Here is a 16258-nt window from a genome sequence, read left to right as displayed (position 1 = left end):
ACCCGGGCGCAACGTGATCGAGTAGAGGCATGACTGAAACGCCCGATCACTTGGACCTCCAGCCGCTGAACGACCTCGAAGAGCAGCTTGCCCGGGGGGAGGAGCCCGACGCCAACCCCGTTGACGTCATCCTCGCCTTCCTCAACAACGAGGTCTACATCGTCAGCTCCGACGTGCTGGAAGGAGCCGACGCCCAGGTCGAGCCGCTGGTGCTGGCCAACTCCGCCGGCAAGCCGGTCCTGGCCGTGTTCTCCCACCCGAGCCGCGTCACCGAGCAGTACCTGGCGGCCGCCCCCAACGTGCTCGGCACGCAGGGCGCCGCGATCCTGGGCAACCTCGGCGATGACCTCGGCATGGTCATCAACCCCGGCGCAGCCTTCGGCTTCGAAATCGATCCGGAAGGCGTGGCGAACATCCGCCGGGACTTCAAGCCCGCCGACGAGCCCGAAGACGTCCACGGCCAGGACGGCCAGGCCTAAGCCGGCTGTCGGGGCGCGGCCGGTCCGTTAGGCGGGCCGCGTTCCCGGGGGCAATAATGACACTATGCGTCTTGGCGTCCTCGATATTGGATCTAACACCGTCCACCTCCTGCTCGTGGACGCCCACCCCGGTGCGCGCCCGGTGCCGTTCGCCTCGCACAAACGCCCGCTGTCCCTCGTGCAGTTCCTCGAGAGCGACGGCAGCATCAACGACGCCGGCCAGCATGAGCTGATCGAGTTCGTCCTTGAAGCGTGGGAATTCGCGGCCAAGCACAAGGCCGAAGACCTGCTGGCGTTCTGTACCTCCGCCATCCGCGAGGCCACCAACGGCCCTGCCGTGCTGGCCCGGGTCAAGCATGAGACCACCGTGACGCTGCGGGAACTGACCGGCAGTGAGGAAGCGTCGATGACGTTCTTCGCGGTCCGCCGCTGGTACGGCTGGGGCGCCGGACCCATCCTGAACCTGGACATTGGCGGCGGCTCCTTCGAGATGGCCTACGGGGAGGATGAACTCCCCAAACTCGCCACGTCCGTTCCGCTCGGGGCGAGCAGGCTCACCCGTGACTGGCTGCAGGAGGACCCGCCCTCGGCCAAGAGCGTGAAGGAACTCCGCCGCTATATCCGGACCACGCTCAAGCCGGTGGTCCGCGACTTCGCGAAGCTCGGCAAAGCGAACCACGTGGCGGGCACGTCCAAGACGTTCCGCTCGCTGGCCCGGATCGCCGGGGCCGCTCCCAGCGGCGCAGGCCCCTACGTCAAGCGGGAACTGTTCGCCGCGGACCTGGGCCTGTGGGCGCAGCGCATCTCGGCCATGGAGGTGGAGGACCGGCTGAACCTTCCCGGTGTCTCAGAAGCCCGCGCTCCCCAGCTCCTGGCAGGGGCCCTGGTGGCCGAAGCGGCCCTGGAAATGTTCGATTTCCCGAGCATGCAGATCTGCCCCTGGGCTCTCCGCGAAGGCCTGATCCTCCGCCGGCTGGACCAGCTGATCTTCGAGGGGCCGCTGGACCCCGCGCCCCACGTGACCCAGACCGACCACCCCGCCAAGCTGCAGTCCCCCGGGGCAGAGGCACCGGACGCAACGCGATCCCAGTCAGCCGACGCCCGGTGACCGATCTCCTGTAGGGCCGCATTGCCGGCAGTGGCGTGTCGATCCGGACGATGGCCGTTCGTCTAGTAGGTGAGAGGCCGGCACGGAAGCTGGCCGAATCGTCAAGGAGGACAACACCATGGCACAGTACCTGCTCAGCGTTTACCAGCCCGTCGGCCCCGCCCCGGCCCCGGAGCTCCTCGAACCGATCATGCAGGACCTTGAGGCCCTGAACCGCGAGATGAAGGCCGCCGGCGCGTGGGTGTTTGCGGCCGGACTCCATCCCACCGATACCGCGACTGTCGTGCGGCAGCAGGGCACCGAGGTGCTCGTCACGGATGGCCCTTTCGCCGAAGCCAAGGAGCACCTGGGCGGCTTCACCGTCATCGAGGCGGCAGACCTCGACGCCGCGCTCGGCTGGGCCGAAAAACTGGCCCGCGCCACCACACTTCCCATCGAAGTGCGACCCATCCAGCACTAGGCACCCCGAATGGTCCGGAACACCGCGTCCGCGATCCCGCCGGCACCCGGCGGGAGGCCACAATCCGCGCTCCCGCCGGCACCCGGCGGGGCACCGGAACCCGCAGGGGCACCGGCGGCGGAAGCGGACGTCGCCCGCGTTTTCCGGGACGAATACGCGCGTGCCGTCGCCGTTCTGACCCGCCTACTCGGGGACATCGACGCTGCCGAGGACGCCGTCCAGGAGGCTTTCACCCTCGCCGTCCGGCACTGGCCCTCCACCGGCCTCCCGCCGAGCCCTGCGGGCTGGATCATCACCACCGCCAGGAACCGGGCGACCGACCGGCTGCGCCGGGAAGCCGGACGCGGGGACAAACACCTCAAGGCCGCGCAGCTGCTGGCGTCCCGCTCCCCGGCCGTGCCGACGCCGGAGGAACTCGTGATCACGGAACTCGCCAGGGAGGGCACGGTGGACGATGACAGGCTGCGGCTGATGTTCACCTGCTGCCACCCGGCCCTCGCCGCCAACGCCCAGGTGGCCCTGACGCTGCGGCTGCTGGGTGGACTCACGACGGCGGAAATCGCCCACGCGTTCCTGGTGCCGGAAACCACCATGGCCCAGCGCCTGGTCCGGGCCAAAGCGAAAATCCGGGAAGCCAGGATTCCCTACCGGGTGCCGCGCGGGGCGGAACTACCGGCGCGCCTGCAGCCGGTGCTCGCGGTGGTCTACCTCATCTTCAACGAGGGCTACAGTGCCAGCTCCGGCGGGCCCCGGATCCGGGAGGACCTCTGCCGGGAAGCGATCCGGCTGGGCCGCCTGCTGGCCACGCTGATGCCGGACGAGGTCGAAGTGAAGGGACTGCTGGCCCTGATGCTGCTGACCGAGTCGCGGCGCGCCGCACGGGACACCGGCGGCGGCCCGGTGCTCCTGGCAGACCAGGACCGCGGCTTGTGGGACAGTGCCCTGGTCGCGGAGGGCCAGGAGCTGGTGCGTCAGTGCCTGCGGCGGAACCAGCCCGGACCGTACCAGCTCCAGGCCGCCATCGCCGCGGTCCACAGCGATGCCCCCGATGCCGCCGCCACGGACTGGCACCAGATCCTCCGGCTCTACGACCAGCTCCTCGAACTCGCGCCCGGACCTGTCGTGGCTCTCAACCGGGCGGTCGCACTGGCCGAGCTGAAAGGCCCGGAACCTGCGCTGCGCCTCGTCGACGCGCTGGGGCTGGAGAGCTACTACCCGTTCCACGCCGTCCGGGCCGCCTTCCTGGCCCGGCTGGGCCGCAGCAGTGAGGCCGCCGCGGCATACAGCGCTGCGCTGCAGCTGGCCGGAAACGCTGCCGACCGGGGATTCCTCGAAACCCGCCTGCGGGCGGCCCAACTGGGTGCCGCCGGGCAGGACCTGGACTGAGGCGGGGAAGCGCCGGGCTGCTTCGCGGCGGGCACGGGGTGGACTTGCCTGTTAACGGCGAAGGCACCGGCGGTCCGCTGCGGGAAAATGGGGGAAACCCGCTGCAGACCACCGGTGCCGGGCAGACATCCGCATGACTGCCGCATCACTCGCACCCTCAATGAGGTAACCACCACGTTAGTTACGGAGTTTGTGAACTTGCTGACCTGAAGGTGGGAGCTGGCTGGGAATCGGGCCGGACTGCAATGATGGGGGCATGAGCAACCGAATCGCATTCCTGGGCTGTGGATCAATGAACGAGGCCATCTTGGGCGGCCTGATCGCCGGCGGCACCGACCCGGCGGACATCGTCGCCACGGTCCGCCGCGCCGAACGCGCCGACGAACTGGCCAAACGGCATCACGGCATCACGGCCATCGCCGGCGCGGAAGAGCCGGAGAACAACAAACAGGCGGCCACCGGCTCCGGCGTCGTGATCCTGGGCGTCAAACCGGTGGGCATCACGGACCTGGCCCGGGAGATCGGCGATTCGCTGGCCCCGGACGCGATTGTCATCAGCGTCGCCGCCGCCGTGTCGCTGGAGCAGCTGGAAGCGGCGCTGCCGGCCGGCCAGCCCGTGATCCGGAGCATGCCCAACACCCCGGCTCAGCTGGGCCGTGGCGTCATTTCGGTGTCCCCGGGCACGCACTGTTCCCGGGCGCAGCTCCAGCTGGCCAAGGACCTGCTGGCAGCGGCGGGCACCGTCGTCGAGATCCCCGAGCAGCAGGTCGACGCGCTGTCCGCGATCAGCGGCTCCGGCCCGGCGTACGCGTTCTACCTGGCCGAAGCGATGGCGGCCGCCGGCGTCGAACTCGGACTGGACCCTGAACTGTCGCTGCTGATTGCCCGGGAAACCGTCGCCGGGGCAGGGTTCATGCTGGCTGAGCCGGGCGCGGATCCGACGGCGCTCCGCAAGGCCGTCACCAGCCCCAACGGCACCACCGAGCGCGCCATCGCCACCTTCGATGCGCGCGGCGTGCCCGCGATCATCGCCGAGGGAGCCCGTGCCGCCGCCGCCCGGGCAGCGGAGATCACCAAGCAGCTCGGCTAGCGGCAGACGCGGGCGCAACCCATGACGCAGACCGGAACGGGTGGCAGGATGGGACCCATGGAACTGCACATCACAGGGGATCCCGCGGCGGACAAACTACTCAGCGACGACGCGTTTGCACTGCTCACCGGCATGCTGCTTGACCAACAGGTGACCATGGAATCGGCTTTTGCCGGTCCCGAAAAAATCCGGACGCGCATCGGTTCCATGGATCCCGCCGCGATCGCCGGCTACGATCCGCAGCAGTTCGTGGAGGTGTTCAAAGAGCGCCCGGCCGTCCACCGGTTTCCCGGATCAATGGCCGGCCGCGTGCAATCCCTTGCCGAGACGGTGCTCAAAGACTGGAACGCCGACGCCACTGGCATCTGGACGCAGGGTGACCCCGACGGGCAGGAGGTGCTGCGCCGGCTCAGGGCATTGCCGGGATTTGGCGAGCAGAAAGCGATGATCTTCCTGGCGCTGCTGGGAAAGCGGTGTGGCCTCCAGGCTGAAGGCTGGCGTGAGGCCGCCGGCCACTATGGTCAGGAGAACGCCTTCTTGTCCGTCGCTGACATTGTGGATCCGGAGTCGCTGGGCAAGGTGCGGGCCAGCAAGCAGGCGGCCAAGGCCGCCGCGAAGGCTGCGAAGACCGCCGGGCCCTGATAGCGCGGCAGCTAAGGGCCCCGGACATCACCGCTTTCCCCCACGGCCAGCCCCGGGGCGCGAGGTGCCGCTACGGCCGCGCGGCGAACCGTTCCAGCAGGTCCACGTGCCCGGAGACAATGAGCATGTCCCGTGAGGAAACCTTCGTCTCGGGCCGGGCGTAGGTGAAGTCCTCACCCGGGGACTTCACCCCCACGATCGTGACGCCGTACTTGGAACGGACCTTGGACTCGTCCAGGGTGAAGCCCACGGTTTCGCGCGGCGGATACATCTTCACGATCGCGAAGTCGTCGTCGAACTCGATGAAGTCCAGCATGCGGCCGGAGACCAGGTGCGCGGCGCGGACACCGGCGTCGGCCTCCGGGTAGATCACGTGGTTGGCGCCGATCCGGGTCAGGATCTTGCCGTGCGAGGGCGTGATCGCCTTGACCCAGAGGTGCTCGATGCCGAGGTCCACGAGGTTCACGGTGATCAGCACCGAGGATTCGATCGAGGTGCCCACGCCCACGACGGCGGAGCTGAACTCCTGCGCGCCGAGCTGGCGGAGGGCATCGATGTTGGTGGCGTCGGCCTCGACGACGTGTGTCAGGACGCCGGACCACTTCTGCACCAGGTTCCGGTCGCGCTCGATCGCCAGCACCTCGCGGCCCTGCTTGACCAGCTGTTCTGCGGTGGAGGAACCGAAACGGCCCAGCCCGATCACCAGCACGGGGGCGTTGTGGGCGGGACGGTTGACGGCGCTGGATGAACTAGCCAATGATCGGTCTCTCTTCCGGGTAGTGGTACAGCTGGCTGCGCTGGCGCAGGGCCAGGGCAGCGGCAAGGGTGACGGTCCCGACGCGCCCGGCGAACATCAGGGCGGTGAGGACGTACACGCCCGACGGCGGGAGCTCGGCGCTGAGGTTCGTGCTGAGGCCGCAGGTGGCGAAGGCGGAAATGGTCTCAAAGAGCACCCGGTCGAGGGACTCCCCGCTGATGTGGAGCAGCACCATGGCCGACACGGCGACCAGGGTGGCGCCGGCGACGATGACCGAGATGGCCACCCGCATGGTGCCCTCCGGGATGGTGCGGCCGTAGACCTTCACGTCGGAGTCGCCGCGGGCCTCTGCCAGGATCGCCAGGAACATTACGGCGATGGTGGTCACCTTGATGCCGCCGGCGGTCGACGCCGAACCGCCGCCGGCGAACATCAGGGCGTCGGTGAGCAGCATGGTGGTGGAATCCATCTGGTTCTGGTCCACCAGGTTGAACCCGCCGGAACGCGTCATCACGGAGGCGAAGAGCGAATGGATGACCTTGTCCGCGTCGTTCATGCCGCCGATGGTCCTCACGTTTTCCCATTCCATCAGCCCCCACAGCACCGTGCCGGACACCAGCAGGATCAGTGAGACCTGGATGGTCAGCTTGGTGTGCAGGTTCCATTTCTTCCAGTTCAGGCCGTTCTGCTGCAGCACCATCACCACGGGGAAGCCCAGGCTGCCGAGGAAGACGCCGACCATCAGCGGGACGAGGATCCACAGGTCGGTCTCGTACGGGACGATGCCGTCCGAGTGAGGGGTGAACCCGGCGTTGTTGAACGACGAGATCGCGTAGAACACCCCATGCCAGACCGACTGGCCGAGGCTTTCGCCCAGCATCAGGAAGCGGGGGATCAGCGCCAGCGCAAGCGCGGCCTCGATCACCACCGAGGTGACGATGACGATCCGCAGCAGGGTGCCCACTTCACCGAGGCGGCCGGTGTTCATGGCCTCCTGGGCGATGAGCTTGCCGCGGACACCCAGCTTCTTGCTCACCAGGAGGGCCAGCAGCGAGGCCAGCGTCAGGGTACCCAGGCCGCCGACAAAGATGCCGATGAGGATCACGAGTTGGCCGAAGAAGGACCAGTGCACCGCCGTGGACACCACGGTCAGCCCGGTCACGCAGACGGCGGACACGGCGGTGAACAGGGCCTGGTGCAGCGGGGTGAAATCACCGGTGGCGGAGGAAGCCGGCAGGGACAACAAGACAGTGAAGACCAGGATCACCAGTCCGAAGGCGGACAGGGCGAGACGGGCCGGGGAGGTATTCGCAATGTTGTCGATGAAGTCGCGGAGGCGTGTGAAGATCCACAGGCCTTCCCGCTCCGGAATGCCGGGGTGCCAGTTGGCCGGGCTCTTGGACCTCGACTGGCTCTGCGTCATGTGTGGCTTTTCCTCGCTTGAAACTGCTTCCTTCAGTAGTAAACCACTAAACCCCGCGCAATGACTGGGGAAAGGCACCCCACGCTCAGGTAGCCTGTGATTGATGACATACCTGCCGGGGCTCGCCAAGACCGCACTGCCAACGACGGTGGTGTGGGATCCCTCCATGACTGCCTACAACTTCGGCCACAGCCACCCGATGGCTCCGGAGCGGATGGAACTCACGGCCAAGCTGGCCGGAAGCCTCGGCCTGCTCGACCTGGAGCACGTCACGGTTGCGGCCCCCGACGTCGCCAGCGACGCGGAGCTGGCCACCGTCCACAGCCCCGACTTCGTCGCCGCGGTGCGGCGCGTGAGCGCGGACCCCGGGACCCCGGACCTGGAACGCGGACTCGGTACCGAGGATGACCCGGCCTTCGCCGGCATGCACGAGGCCAGTGCCCGGCTGGCCGGGGGCTCCCTCCTCGCCGCCGCCGCCATCCTGGACGGCAGTGCTGTCCGGGCGGTGAACTTCGGCGGGGGCATGCACCACGCGGCCCGTGAGCGCGCGAGCGGTTTCTGCATCTACAACGACGCGGCCCTCGCCATCCAGCGGTTGCTCGACGGCGGTATGCAGCGCGTGGTGTACATCGACATCGACGCCCACCACGGCGACGGAACCCAAAGTATTTTCTGGGACGATCCGCGCGTGCTGACGATCTCCCTGCACGAGACGGGGCTGACCTTGTTCCCGGGCACCGGCTACGCCAACGAGATCGGCGGCCCGAACGCGCAGGGCAGCGCCGTGAACGTGGCACTGCCGGCCGGTACCGGAGACGGCGGCTGGCTCCGCGCCTTCCACGCCGTGGTGCCGCAGCTCGTGGGCGCCTTCGCCCCCGAGGTCATCGTGAGCCAGCACGGCTGCGACTCCCACCGGCTGGACCCGCTCACCCACCTCAATATCAGCGTCGACGGCCAGCGGGAGGCCGCCATAGCGATCGGCAACCTCGCGGCCCGCCACTGCGAGGACCGCTGGATCTCCACCGGCGGAGGGGGCTACAACGTCATCACCGTGGTGCCGCGGGCCTGGAGCCACCTGATCGCGATCGCGGCCGGGCGCCCCGTCCCGCTGCGCACCCCCGTGCCGGAGGACTGGCGCAGCTACGTGAAGGAGAAGTACGGGGCCAAATACGGGGTGGACGCGCCGGAAATGATGGGCGACGACGTCGATCTCTGGTGGCGCTCCTGGGAAGTCGGCTTCGATCCCAACGACGAAGTGGACCGGACGGTCATGGCCACCCGCAAGGAAGTTTTCCCGCTCTACGGGCTGGACCCCTGGTTCGACTAGGTGGCTGGTCCGGCACCGGCTAACCGGCTGCGGACGGCTGCGGGCTGGGCTTCTCAGTCTGGAACACCACGCCGGCGGCGCCGATGATCCAGCCCAGCAGCGAAAGAGAGAACGCCCCGATCAGGTCGGTGGATGCGGTGCCCTTCACCAGCCATACGCCGAGCACCAGCATTCCTATCACGAGGTACACCATGAGCGCCGCGATGATCCGGCCTGAGAGCTTCGTGGTGATCCCGCCGGCCTCGAAGACACCTTCCTGGGCCCGGCCCGCGGCCGCCGCGCCGCCGGCCTGTTCCTCCCGGCGGACCTCGGCAATGGTGAACCCGAGGGCGGAGGCGGTCAGCGAACTCAGCGAGGTGGACAGTACCCCGGCGGCGCAGACGACGGCGCCGTTCAGCCTGGGCGGGGTGCCCGGAACTTCCGGGACGAATACCCAGACCTGGAGCAGCACGTTGCCCCAGACGATCACGAACAAGGCCAGGAACACGACAGCGATGATGTTGAACAGCTGTTTCCGGAAGAAATCCCCCATGGTCGTCCACTCCTCTCTCGTCGGTAGGCTGCGGCCTCACCTGCCGGGAGGGCGGTGCGTCCGTTTTAGCACCGCGCCCGGTACAGGGCAATGCCCGGCGGCTACGGCCGCGGCCCGCAATTGGTGGATGCCATCCGGCGTATATGTCGCTAGTGTGGAGGGCATGGTGACAGACGACGTATTTGCCGTCATTGCTGAGGCAACCCGGCGTGACATTCTGGTATCCCTCCGCAAGGGGGACAAGGCGGTGGGGGAGCTGGTCCAGGAGCTCGAGGCCAGCCAGCCCACCATTTCCAAGCATCTGAAAGTGCTCCGCGAAGCGGACCTGGTGAGCATGCGCGCCCAGGGCCAGAAGCGCTACTACACACTCAACCCCAAGCCGCTGGCCGGGATCGCCAACTGGCTGGAGACGTTCGACGTCGGCGCTGCCGCCTCTCCGGCACCGTCGCCAGCGCGGACCGCGGAAACGTCCCCGGCGCGGACCCCGGCACCCCGGCTCCAGCCCGTCCCGGACACCCTCGCCGCGGCTGCCACGGCCACGGTTGCCCCGCCCGAAGCGCACGCCGCCCCGGCGTCGCAGCCAGCCGCGGCGCTCGCCGGACGGCCCGCCGGAAGCCCGCTGAGCCCCGCCGTCGTAATCCCGGTCGGCACGGCAGGGGAAGACAAAATGCCGCAACAGATCGGCCGGACCGTGGGCAGGGCCGCGACCAGGGCCGCCGATCTCCTGGCCAGCCTGCCGAAGTTCGGCCGCAAGAAGTAGCCCAGCCCGTTTGTGTCCCGCGCCACCCCTTTTTTGTCACACGGGGCGGCCTCGGGGCCCCGAATGGAAATCCCCTCCTGCCCGGTGCAACCATGGAAAGGCTTGATTGTTGCGCCCAAAGAGGGGCGCCAGGGTTTAGGGAGTTGGAATGGACGCACGGCTTGAGGCCATCCGGGACACAGTACTGGCACGGAATCCCGGCGAAGGGGAATTCCACCAGGCGGTCACCGAGGTCTTCGAAAGCCTCGGCCCGGTCCACGACCGCCACCCCGAGTTCCTCGAAGGCGCCGTCCTTGAACGGCTCTGCGAGCCCGAACGGCAGATCATCTTCCGGGTCCCCTGGGTCGATGACGCCGGCCGCTTCCAGATCAACCGCGGCTTCCGGGTGGAATTCAACTCGGCGCTGGGCCCCTTCAAGGGCGGCCTCCGCTTCCACCCCTCGGTGAACCTGGGCATCGTGAAGTTCCTCGGCTTCGAGCAGATCTTCAAGAATGCGCTGACCGGCATGCCCATCGGCGGCGGCAAGGGCGGCTCCGACTTCGACCCCCGCGGACGCTCGGACGCCGAGGTCATGCGCTTCTGCCAGTCCTTCATGACTGAGCTGTACCGCCACATCGGCGAGTACACGGACGTCCCGGCCGGGGACATCGGCGTCGGCGGGCGCGAAATCGGTTACCTCTTCGGGCAGTACAAGCGGATCACCAACCGGTACGAATCCGGCGTCCTCACCGGCAAGGGCATTTCCTGGGGAGGTTCGCTGGTCCGGCCCGAGGCCACCGGCTTCGGCACCGTGATCTTCGCCGAGGAGATGCTGAAGACCCGCGGCCATACCTTCGACGGCCAGCGCGTGGTGGTCTCGGGTTCCGGCAACGTCGCCATCAACGCGATCGCCAAGGCCCAGGCGCTCGGTGCCACCGTGGTGGCCTGCTCGGATTCCTCCGGCTATGTCGTGGACGAGGCGGGGATCGACGTCGCGCTGCTGCGCCAGATCAAGGAGGTCGAGCGCGGACGGCTCAAGGACTACGAGGCCCGGCGCTCCGCCGTCGACTATGTGGAGGGCGGCTCCGTGTGGGACCTCGACGCGACCGTCGCGCTGCCGTGCGCCACGCAGAACGAGCTCGACGGCGACGCTGCCGCCCGGCTGGTCCGGAACGGGCTGCGCGCGGTGGGGGAGGGCGCCAACATGCCCTCGACCCGTGAAGCCGTCGCGGTCTTCCAGGACGCCGGTATCCTGTTCGGCCCGGGCAAGGCCGCCAACGCCGGAGGCGTGGCCACGTCCGCGCTGGAAATGCAGCAGAACGCCAGCCGCGACTCCTGGTCCTTCGCGCACACCGAGGAACGGCTGACCGAGATTATGATCGGAATCCACGACAGCTGCGCAGCCACCGCGGACGAATACGGGGAGCCCGGGAACTACGTGCTGGGCGCAAACATCGGCGGCTTCGTGAAGGTGGCCGACGCGATGCTCGCCCAGGGGCTCATCTAGGACTTACCTGCCGCGCAGTGGCGGCCGTGTTCTTCAAGAGCACGGCCGCCACTGTGATGTCCGCGTTGCCCGCGCAGGCTACTTGGAGAGCAGCCGCACGTGGTCCGGGGTCAGCTCCGAGATCCGGCTGACGCCCAGCAGGGCCATGGTGCGGAGCATGTCCTTTTCCAGGATCTCGATGGCACGGTCCACGCCGGCCCGGCCGCCGGCCATCAGCCCGTAGAGGTAGGCGCGGCCAATCAGCGTGAAGTCGGCACCCAGGGCCAGCGCGGCGATGATGTCCGCTCCGCTCATGATGCCCGTGTCCAGGATGACCGCGGCGTCGGAGTTGTCCTTGTCGAAGGCTTCCTTGACGCCGGGCAGCAGGTGGAACGGGATCGGGGCACGGTCCAGCTGGCGTCCGCCGTGGTTGGAAAGCACGACGCCGTCGGCCCCGTGGTCCACCACCCTGCGGGCGTCCTCGACGGTCTGGATCCCCTTGACCACGAGCTTGCCCTTCCAGGTCTCGCGGAGCCAGTCGAGGTCGTCGAACGTCAGGGTGGGGTCGAACATCGAGTTGATCAGGTCCGCGACGGTTCCGGTGTAGCGGGAGAGCGACGCGAAAGTCAGCGGTTCGTGGGTGAGGAAGTTGAACCACCACGCCGGCCGGTAGGAGGCATCCAGTACGGTCTTGATCGTCAGCGCCGGCGGGATGGTCATGCCGTTCCGGACGTCGCGCAGCCGGGCCCCGGCGACGGCGGTGTCTACCGTGACCATCAGGGTGTCATTGCCGGCCCTGGCGGCACGCTCGATCAGTTCCAGCGAACGGTCGCGGTCCGTCCACAGGTACAGCTGGAACCAGTTCCGGCCGTCCGGAGCGGCGGCGGCCACGTCCTCGATGGAGGCAGTGCCCATGGTGGAGAGCGTGTACGGGATGCCGGCGGCCGCGGCGGCCTGGGAACCGGCGTACTCACCCTCGGACTGCATCATCCGGGTGAAGCCGGTGGGTGCAATGCCGACCGGCAGCCGGGACGTCTTGCCCAGGATGTCGGTGCTCAGGTCTACTTTGGAGACATTCCGGAGGATGCCGGGCCGGAACTCGATGTCCAGGAATGCCTCGCGGGCGCGGCGCAGGGTGATCTCCGCTTCGGCCGCGCCGTCGGTGTAGTCGAACGGGGCCTGCGGCGTGCGGCGCTTCGCCTGGTCGCGGAGGTCCCAGATGGTGCTGGCACGCCGCAGCCTGGCGGCGCGGCTGAACTCGGGCTTCTTGAACTGCATCAGCGGGGCGAGGTCCGAGTACTTGGGGACGCGGCGCGTCAGGGCCGGAATGCGAACCGGGGTGGCTGCGGCGGAGTGGGTGCCCGCGCCGGTGTCTTCGGGTTGTGTGGGCGCCTCGGGGTTGCCGGGTTCGATGGTCTGCGTCATTGCTGCCTCCGGGCAGGTCTCGTGTTCCTGGATGTCGGGATCCCCCCGAATAACACCGCGGGGAGTGTGGTCCAACCACAGTCTAGACCTATGGTCCAACCACATCAAGTAGGATGGGCCCATGCGTACCCACCAGCTTGTCCTGCAGTGGATTGAGGGCCAGCTCTCCAGCGGTCAGCTGGCCCTGGGCGGACGGCTTCCGGCCGAGCGCGCCCTCGCCGAGCAGCTCCAGGTCTCCCGTACCTCCGTCCGCGAGGCCATCCGCGTCCTCGAGGCCATGGGTGTGCTCCGGGCCGGGGTGGGTTCGGGCCCGGATGCGGGGACCGTCGTCATCGCCGACCCGACCGCGGCGCTGGGCTCAGCGCTTCGGCTGCACGTGGCCACCTCGCACCTGCCCGTCAAGGACATCGTGGAAACCCGTGTGCTGCTGGAATCCTGGGCTGCGTCGCGGGCTCGCCCGGAGTCGCCCGCGCTGGCCGAGGCAGCCCGGCTGCTGGAGCAAATGGACGGCTGCGCCGGCACGGAGGCGTTCCTTGCCCTGGACGTCCGCTTCCACCTGGCCCTGGCGGACGCGGCGGGCAACGCCGTCGTCAGCGCCATGATGGGTTCCCTCCGCGAAGCCATCCAGGACTACGCCGGACGGCTGACCGGAAACCTCCCGGACTGGGACTCGACGGCGGCGCGGCTCCGCGCGGAACACCGGGGCATTCTGGCGGCCATCGCCAGCCACGACGGCGGCCGCGCGGCGCAGCTGGTGGCGGACCATATCGAGGGGTACTACCGGGAAGCCGGGCTGGGGTCCGGGGCCTGATCCGAAGCTGATCCGCCCGCAGATCTCCCGTCTGATTCGCCGGCCAGGGACGGAATGTTACGTCCCGGATTTTGCCGTGAAGTCAGTCACCGGGCTATCGTCGAATCATGATGAACCGTTGGTATGCGTATTTTTCGTTGGCTCTGGAGGGGCCCGCGTCTAGCTGACACGCATCCAACCTTCCTTCAGAGCCAACAGGGCAGAGATCATTCTCTGCCCTTCGCCATTTCCCGGCGGGTTCTGACCAGGGCCCGCTCCGCACCCCGGAACAGGACCCCGCACCATGAGCATCGAAGCAGCCCCCGAATCCCAGCAGTCCACGTCCAACCTGCGCGTCAGCGAATTCACCCCGCTCCCGACCCCGCAGGAGATCGTCGCGGACCTGCCGCTGGACACCCGCCTGGCCGACGTCGTCGCGCGGGGCCGGGACGAGGTCCGCGCCATCATGGACGGCGTCGATGACCGACTGCTTGTCATTGTGGGCCCCTGCTCCATCCACGACCCCAAGGCCGGCCTCGAATACGCCCGCCGGCTGGTCAGCCAGGCCGAGAAGCACAAGGAAGACCTGCTGATCGTGATGCGGGCCTACTTCGAGAAGCCCCGCACCACGGTGGGCTGGAAGGGCCTGATCAACGACCCCCGGCTCGACGGCAGCCACGATATCGCCGCCGGGCTGCGCGCCGCACGCAGCTTCCTGCAGCAGGTCACCGCGCTTGGCCTGCCGGCCGGCACCGAATTCCTGGAACCCATCAGCCCGCAGTACATGGCGGACCTCGTCTCCTGGGGCGCCATCGGTGCCCGCACCACCGAAAGCCAGATCCACCGCCAGCTGGTATCCGGGCTGTCCATGCCGGTCGGGTTCAAGAACGGGACCGACGGCGACCTGCAGGTCGCACTCGACGCGTGCAGCGCCGCCGGGGCAGCCCAGGCGTTCCTCGGAATTGACGGCGACGGCCGTGCCGCCCTGGTCTCCACCGCCGGCAACCCGGACACCCACATCATCCTCCGCGGCGGACGCAAGGGACCCAACTACTCCGCCCCAGACGTGGCGGCCACCACCGCCAAGCTGGCGGCCAAGCAGCTCAACCCGCGCCTGATCGTTGACGCGAGCCACGCAAACAGCGGCAAGAACCACCACCGGCAGGCCGAGGTCGCGCTGGAAATCGGCGCGCAGCTGGAGAGCGGCGGCACCTCGGCGGGTGCCATCGCCGGCGTCATGCTGGAGAGCTTCCTTGTTGGCGGGGCGCAGAACCTCGACGTCGCCGAGCACGCCGCCGGAACGGACGACCTCGTCTACGGCCAGAGCGTGACAGACGCCTGCATGGACTGGGATGTCACGGCCTCGGTCCTGGCCCAGCTGGCGGCCTCGGCGCGCCTCCGCCGGACCCGGAGCTAGGCGGGACGGCGGTCAGGAAGGGCCGGCAGGCGGGCGGCAGAAGGGCGGGGCGGCAGCCGGGCGGCAGAAAGGCGGGGCCCCAGCCGGGCGGCAGAAGGCCGGGGCATCAGGAATTCCCTGCCGGGGCCCGGAGATTCCCGGAACTCTTTCACATTGGCACCATCAGCCCCTAGAGTATCTAACACATGGTTGTTTGATGGCTCAGCATCGGCACACCGCCATGTCATTCAGATGGGGCTGCCGTTCGCTTGAGCAAAGGAATAGTGAAATGTCTTCGGAGGCCAACTTTTCCAACGCGCGCTTCTTGACCGTGGCTGAAGTTGCGGAGGTGATGCGCGTGTCCAAAATGACCGTGTACCGGCTTGTTCATTCCGGCGAGATGCCGGCTGTCCGTTTCGGGCGGTCCTACCGGGTGCCGGAAACCGCCGTCGAGCAGTACCTCAAGGGTGCTGTGGTCGACGGGAAGACGGAAACAGCCTGAGCATCCGGCGTCTTCTGTGGCCGGAATGAGGATGTGTGGGCGCCGGATGGTGCCTGCGGTCGTGGTGTGCCCCCGAGAGGCGGTACCCTGTTAAGGAACGTTTTACGTCATTGTAAGAACCTGTCAGTTGTACAGTCTGCTGCTTAGCCCGCGGACCCTTCCCAACAGGCAGGTACTGCATCTAGCCGGTAAGGAACTTTCGTGGGTTCAGTTATTAAGAAGCGTCGCAAGCGTATGGCCAAGAAGAAGCACCGCAAGCTGCTTCGCAAGACGCGCCACCAGCGTCGTAATAAGAAGTAGAGATACTTCGCATCATGTGAATGCCCGTTGCCTTCCCGGCAGCGGGCATTTTCTTTGCCGTCTTCGCGCCGGGTTTGGCGGGGCGATGCGGGTTTGGCGGGGCGATGCGGGTTTGGCGGGGCGACGCGGGTTTTTACGGGCGCTACGCGGATCCAGGTAGCGCGAGGGCAGAAGCGCAGCGCTCGGCCGAAACTGTAGCGGAAATAGGCCCGGCAGCGGCGCGCGGGCCAGACCCTGGGGCCACGGAAGCCGGAGAAGCCAGCCAGCGACTGTAGACCGCCCCTCCGACACGGGCGACGCGGGTTTGGCGGGGCGACGCGGGTGCGGCAGGGTGACGCGGGTTTGGCGGGGCGACGCGGCTTCGGCAGGGTGACGCGGGTTTGTACGGGCGCTACGCGGATCCGGGTAGCGCCAGG

At 68.1% G+C, this 16258-nt stretch carries 17 protein-coding genes; 13 read left to right on the top strand and 4 right to left on the bottom strand.

Annotation, left to right across the window (positions count from 1 at the left end):
* The first annotated feature begins 29 nt into the window (after nt 1-29).
* The 6 genes from ABIB29_RS12080 (at nt 30) to ABIB29_RS12055 (ending at nt 5165) form a co-directional block, all read left to right on the top strand.
* Entirely contained in the window at nt 30-479 is a 450-nt protein-coding gene (locus ABIB29_RS12080; RefSeq protein ID WP_354173046.1) for an SseB family protein, read from the top strand.
* Between the two features lie 64 nt (nt 480-543).
* Entirely contained in the window at nt 544-1587 is a 1044-nt protein-coding gene (locus ABIB29_RS12075; protein WP_354173045.1) for a Ppx/GppA phosphatase family protein, read from the top strand.
* A 118-nt stretch (nt 1588-1705) separates the two neighbouring features.
* A complete protein-coding gene (locus ABIB29_RS12070) occupies nt 1706-2047 on the top strand; it encodes a YciI family protein (RefSeq protein ID WP_354173044.1) in 342 nt (113 codons plus the stop codon).
* A gap of 9 nt (nt 2048-2056) precedes the next feature.
* On the top strand, nt 2057-3433 hold the full coding sequence (locus ABIB29_RS12065) for an RNA polymerase sigma factor (protein ID WP_354173043.1): 1377 nt from the start codon (nt 2057-2059) through the stop codon (nt 3431-3433).
* A gap of 256 nt (nt 3434-3689) precedes the next feature.
* Nucleotides 3690-4523 (top strand): pyrroline-5-carboxylate reductase, encoded by an 834-nt coding sequence (gene proC / locus ABIB29_RS12060; protein ID WP_354173042.1) that lies wholly within the window; start codon nt 3690-3692, stop codon nt 4521-4523.
* 57 nt (nt 4524-4580) lie between these two features.
* Nucleotides 4581-5165: an HhH-GPD-type base excision DNA repair protein gene (locus ABIB29_RS12055; protein ID WP_354173041.1), complete on the top strand. Its 585-nt coding sequence runs from the start codon at nt 4581-4583 to the stop codon at nt 5163-5165.
* 70 nt (nt 5166-5235) lie between these two features.
* On the opposite strand, the gene ABIB29_RS12050 is transcribed toward ABIB29_RS12055, so the two are convergent.
* Nucleotides 5236-5874, bottom strand: coding sequence for a potassium channel family protein (locus ABIB29_RS12050; protein WP_502915599.1), 639 nt, complete (start codon nt 5872-5874; stop codon nt 5236-5238).
* A gap of 40 nt (nt 5875-5914) precedes the next feature.
* A complete protein-coding gene (locus ABIB29_RS12045; protein ID WP_354173040.1) occupies nt 5915-7345 on the bottom strand; it encodes a TrkH family potassium uptake protein in 1431 nt (476 codons plus the stop codon).
* A 103-nt stretch (nt 7346-7448) separates the two neighbouring features.
* On the opposite strand from ABIB29_RS12045, the gene ABIB29_RS12040 reads away from it, so the two are divergent.
* Nucleotides 7449-8672: an acetoin utilization protein AcuC gene (locus tag ABIB29_RS12040; protein ID WP_354173039.1), complete on the top strand. Its 1224-nt coding sequence runs from the start codon at nt 7449-7451 to the stop codon at nt 8670-8672.
* A gap of 19 nt (nt 8673-8691) precedes the next feature.
* Here ABIB29_RS12040 and ABIB29_RS12035 read toward each other — a convergent pair whose 3' ends face one another.
* Nucleotides 8692-9204 (bottom strand): hypothetical protein, encoded by a 513-nt coding sequence (locus ABIB29_RS12035; protein WP_354173038.1) that lies wholly within the window; start codon nt 9202-9204, stop codon nt 8692-8694.
* A gap of 163 nt (nt 9205-9367) precedes the next feature.
* On the opposite strand from ABIB29_RS12035, the gene ABIB29_RS12030 reads away from it, so the two are divergent.
* Nucleotides 9368-9964: an ArsR/SmtB family transcription factor gene (locus tag ABIB29_RS12030; protein WP_354173037.1), complete on the top strand. Its 597-nt coding sequence runs from the start codon at nt 9368-9370 to the stop codon at nt 9962-9964.
* A gap of 148 nt (nt 9965-10112) precedes the next feature.
* On the top strand, nt 10113-11450 hold the full coding sequence (gene gdhA / locus ABIB29_RS12025; protein ID WP_354173036.1) for an NADP-specific glutamate dehydrogenase: 1338 nt from the start codon (nt 10113-10115) through the stop codon (nt 11448-11450).
* 78 nt (nt 11451-11528) lie between these two features.
* Here gdhA and ABIB29_RS12020 read toward each other — a convergent pair whose 3' ends face one another.
* Complete coding sequence (locus tag ABIB29_RS12020; RefSeq protein ID WP_354173035.1) at nt 11529-12854, bottom strand: alpha-hydroxy acid oxidase; 1326 nt, start codon at nt 12852-12854, stop codon at nt 11529-11531.
* 121 nt (nt 12855-12975) lie between these two features.
* Between ABIB29_RS12020 and ABIB29_RS12015 the strand changes: the two genes are divergently transcribed.
* The 4 genes from ABIB29_RS12015 (at nt 12976) to ABIB29_RS12000 (ending at nt 15842) form a co-directional block, all read left to right on the top strand.
* Nucleotides 12976-13665, top strand: a complete 690-nt coding sequence (locus ABIB29_RS12015; protein WP_354173034.1) for a FadR/GntR family transcriptional regulator — start codon at nt 12976-12978, stop codon at nt 13663-13665.
* Between the two features lie 283 nt (nt 13666-13948).
* On the top strand, nt 13949-15061 hold the full coding sequence (locus tag ABIB29_RS12010) for a 3-deoxy-7-phosphoheptulonate synthase (RefSeq protein WP_354173033.1): 1113 nt from the start codon (nt 13949-13951) through the stop codon (nt 15059-15061).
* 268 nt (nt 15062-15329) lie between these two features.
* A complete protein-coding gene (locus tag ABIB29_RS12005) occupies nt 15330-15542 on the top strand; it encodes a helix-turn-helix domain-containing protein (protein WP_354173032.1) in 213 nt (70 codons plus the stop codon).
* 201 nt (nt 15543-15743) lie between these two features.
* Nucleotides 15744-15842 carry a 30S ribosomal protein bS22 gene (locus ABIB29_RS12000; protein WP_003792170.1) on the top strand — a complete coding sequence of 33 codons (99 nt, stop codon included), beginning with the start codon at nt 15744-15746 and terminating at the stop codon, nt 15840-15842.
* Nucleotides 15843-16258: the final 416 nt, after the last annotated feature.

It is taken from the genome of Arthrobacter sp. UYEF36 (genome assembly GCF_040547025.1).
Classification (GTDB): Bacteria; Actinomycetota; Actinomycetes; order Actinomycetales; family Micrococcaceae; genus Arthrobacter.
This window is presented reverse-complemented; position numbering and strand designations above follow the sequence as displayed.

Coding starts and splice junctions, on each gene's coding strand:
- ABIB29_RS12080 (WP_354173046.1), top strand. CDS start 30: ATGACTGAAACGCCCGATCACTTGGACCTCCAGCCGCTGAACGACCTC.
- ABIB29_RS12075 (WP_354173045.1), top strand. CDS start 544: ATGCGTCTTGGCGTCCTCGATATTGGATCTAACACCGTCCACCTCCTG.
- ABIB29_RS12070 (WP_354173044.1), top strand. CDS start 1,706: ATGGCACAGTACCTGCTCAGCGTTTACCAGCCCGTCGGCCCCGCCCCG.
- ABIB29_RS12065 (WP_354173043.1), top strand. CDS start 2,057: ATGGTCCGGAACACCGCGTCCGCGATCCCGCCGGCACCCGGCGGGAGG.
- proC (WP_354173042.1), top strand. CDS start 3,690: ATGAGCAACCGAATCGCATTCCTGGGCTGTGGATCAATGAACGAGGCC.
- ABIB29_RS12055 (WP_354173041.1), top strand. CDS start 4,581: ATGGAACTGCACATCACAGGGGATCCCGCGGCGGACAAACTACTCAGC.
- ABIB29_RS12045 (WP_354173040.1), bottom strand. CDS start 7,345: ATGACGCAGAGCCAGTCGAGGTCCAAGAGCCCGGCCAACTGGCACCCC.
- ABIB29_RS12040 (WP_354173039.1), top strand. CDS start 7,449: ATGACATACCTGCCGGGGCTCGCCAAGACCGCACTGCCAACGACGGTG.
- ABIB29_RS12035 (WP_354173038.1), bottom strand. CDS start 9,204: ATGGGGGATTTCTTCCGGAAACAGCTGTTCAACATCATCGCTGTCGTG.
- ABIB29_RS12030 (WP_354173037.1), top strand. CDS start 9,368: ATGGTGACAGACGACGTATTTGCCGTCATTGCTGAGGCAACCCGGCGT.
- gdhA (WP_354173036.1), top strand. CDS start 10,113: ATGGACGCACGGCTTGAGGCCATCCGGGACACAGTACTGGCACGGAAT.
- ABIB29_RS12020 (WP_354173035.1), bottom strand. CDS start 12,854: ATGACGCAGACCATCGAACCCGGCAACCCCGAGGCGCCCACACAACCC.
- ABIB29_RS12015 (WP_354173034.1), top strand. CDS start 12,976: ATGCGTACCCACCAGCTTGTCCTGCAGTGGATTGAGGGCCAGCTCTCC.
- ABIB29_RS12010 (WP_354173033.1), top strand. CDS start 13,949: ATGAGCATCGAAGCAGCCCCCGAATCCCAGCAGTCCACGTCCAACCTG.
- ABIB29_RS12005 (WP_354173032.1), top strand. CDS start 15,330: ATGTCTTCGGAGGCCAACTTTTCCAACGCGCGCTTCTTGACCGTGGCT.